This window comes from Actinoplanes auranticolor, assembly GCF_018332655.1.
Taxonomy (GTDB): Bacteria; Actinomycetota; Actinomycetes; order Mycobacteriales; family Micromonosporaceae; genus Actinoplanes; species Actinoplanes auranticolor.
The window spans coordinates 1-1,997 of record NZ_BOQL01000126.1; the positions used below are offsets into that span (position 1 = coordinate 1).

Sequence of the window (1,997 nt, forward strand, 5' to 3'; positions counted from 1 at the left end):
CTTATTTACCAGGGTCTAAGGCGCACGCTGGGCAAGAGGCTCACCATCATCGTCTGCGGAGCGGGCCCCGCAGACCGTGTCGGCAACCTCGTCCACCTCGCACAGGCCGATGGATGGACCGTCCAATTGGTCGCGACCGCCGCGGCTGTGCCGATGCTCGACCTGAGTCAACTCGAAACAATGACCGGGGCGCCGATCCGAACCGACTACGGGCAGCCGCGGCATGGTAGTCGCCGGAGCAGTGCAGTAGACGGCCTGATCATCGCGCCGGCTACCTACAACACCATCAACAAGCTGGCATCGGGCATCAACGACACCTACCCCCTCAACATTGCTGCCGAGGCCATTGGCCGACAGATTCCTGTGATCATTGCTCCCTTCGTTAACACCGCTCTCGCCGCACGTAGGCCCTTCATCGACGCCGTGGAACAGCTGCGCTCGGAAAAGGTTCGTGTCCTCCTCGGGGCCGGAGAGTGGGTCCCGCATCCGCCGGGAACCGGCGCGGAACCCAGCGCTCGTTTCCCTTGGCACAGAGCCGTCAAAGCCCTACAGGCTGCAGTGCCTGACGTCTGATACAGCATCCAACAGCGGGTCTGCAGACCTCAGCCGCAGTGCATTGGTCAGTGCCTCCGTAGCTGTCGCAGGCGCTACCGTTGGGTTGGGTCAACACTCGAACTCTTGCAGAGCTACTTGGCTTCATATTTACGGTGAGGCGTTGACGTCTTCCATACTGCCTCAAACGCGGAGCGGCAGAGTGTGATGTCGGCTGGATCGGTAGAGGTTTCCATTCCAGCATTCCGCCCGCTTCCGGTATACAGCAGGAACACAACAAGTCGTTTATCGAATAGTTGAAAGTCGTTTCCCGGTAAGGCGATGGTCGACACTAGCGCACGAGGAATCCAGCGGATGTCCTCACCGGCTTCCACCATCGGACCCGCGATGCTGTAGCTCCAGAGCTGGTAGTTGCGGGGCGGCTCGCTCACCACCCGAGCGCGACGTACAGTCTTGCCTCTGGCCACATGACCTCTCAGGGTGGCGCACCAGTCGTTGAGCCAGGCCAGATCGTCTGGTTCTTAGGCTGCCCCCTTGGCCATGTACGGAAGTTCAAAACTCTGCGCCGTAGGCGTCCCGCATCTCCAGGTGATCTGAGGACTTCTTAAAGGTGCGAAGTAGATCGTCAAGATCACCTTGAGAAATGGCCGTCACAATGTCACTCCATCACATGGATCGTCCGGCCGGAATCTCCACGACGGTCCCGGGCGTCGACGTCCGAGCGCCGGCGTCCGGCTCGGCGGCTACCTGTTCGGCCCCGGCTCGGTCATGGACGGCCGGGCGTACGCGGTCGCCCCGCAGCGTGGTACGAGTCAGTCGCGCCGTGGTACCTGAGTTTCTTGTGTGTTGAGTGCTCGGTCTTGAGCATGGCCGATGTTCTTGCTGCTGGTTGCGAGCAGGAACAGTGCGACGCCGATGACGCCGGCCGTAAGGAGGGTCCATTGATCGCCGAGAGTCAGCCGGATCAAGCCGTAGACGACGAGCAAGGTGACCGTCGCGAGGGTGGCACGGCGTACCCAGCGGGATGTCTGGCGTGCCGTCATGAGCGATGATCGCGCAATGGTCTGGCCGTCCAGAGTTCGGCGAACGTGCCAGGTCGCGACCAGGAGGGCGATGGCGCCGATCTGCATCACCGCACCGCCTACTGCGAGCGGTAGCCCTGGCAATTCGCCGGCCGTGAGTAGGCTGATTCCTCCGGCGGTGAAGAGGTCGTCAGCACCACCATGATCACGATGGCGATGGCGATGGTCATGCGTCGGGCGGCTCGTCGCAGGAGTGTGGGATCAGGTACGTGGACACGATCGTTGCTCATGGCATCTCCCGCGGGCCGGTCTATGAGGTGCGTAGGTGCCAGTTGGTGGTCTTGTCGCCGCTGAGGCTGCCGTCGGCGATGACGTCGTTGGTCGAGCGGGGCCAGTGTCCGGCGGGGAAGCCGTCGTTGTTCT

At 62.2% G+C, this 1,997-nt stretch carries 3 protein-coding genes; 1 reads left to right on the top strand and 2 read right to left on the bottom strand.

Going from position 1 to position 1,997, the window contains the following annotated elements:
• Nucleotides 1-3: 3 nt before the first annotated feature.
• Nucleotides 4-573, top strand: a complete 570-nt coding sequence (locus Aau02nite_RS45900; protein WP_246595956.1) for a flavoprotein — start codon at nt 4-6, stop codon at nt 571-573.
• A gap of 113 nt (nt 574-686) precedes the next feature.
• On the opposite strand, the gene Aau02nite_RS47210 is transcribed toward Aau02nite_RS45900, so the two are convergent.
• Both Aau02nite_RS47210 and Aau02nite_RS45910 read right to left on the bottom strand, forming a co-directional pair.
• Nucleotides 687-1,019 carry a DUF6879 family protein gene (locus tag Aau02nite_RS47210; RefSeq protein ID WP_345478736.1) on the bottom strand — a complete coding sequence of 111 codons (333 nt, stop codon included), beginning with the start codon at nt 1,017-1,019 and terminating at the stop codon, nt 687-689.
• A gap of 345 nt (nt 1,020-1,364) precedes the next feature.
• On the bottom strand, nt 1,365-1,682 hold the full coding sequence (locus tag Aau02nite_RS45910) for a hypothetical protein (RefSeq protein WP_212995006.1): 318 nt from the start codon (nt 1,680-1,682) through the stop codon (nt 1,365-1,367).
• Nucleotides 1,683-1,997: the final 315 nt, after the last annotated feature.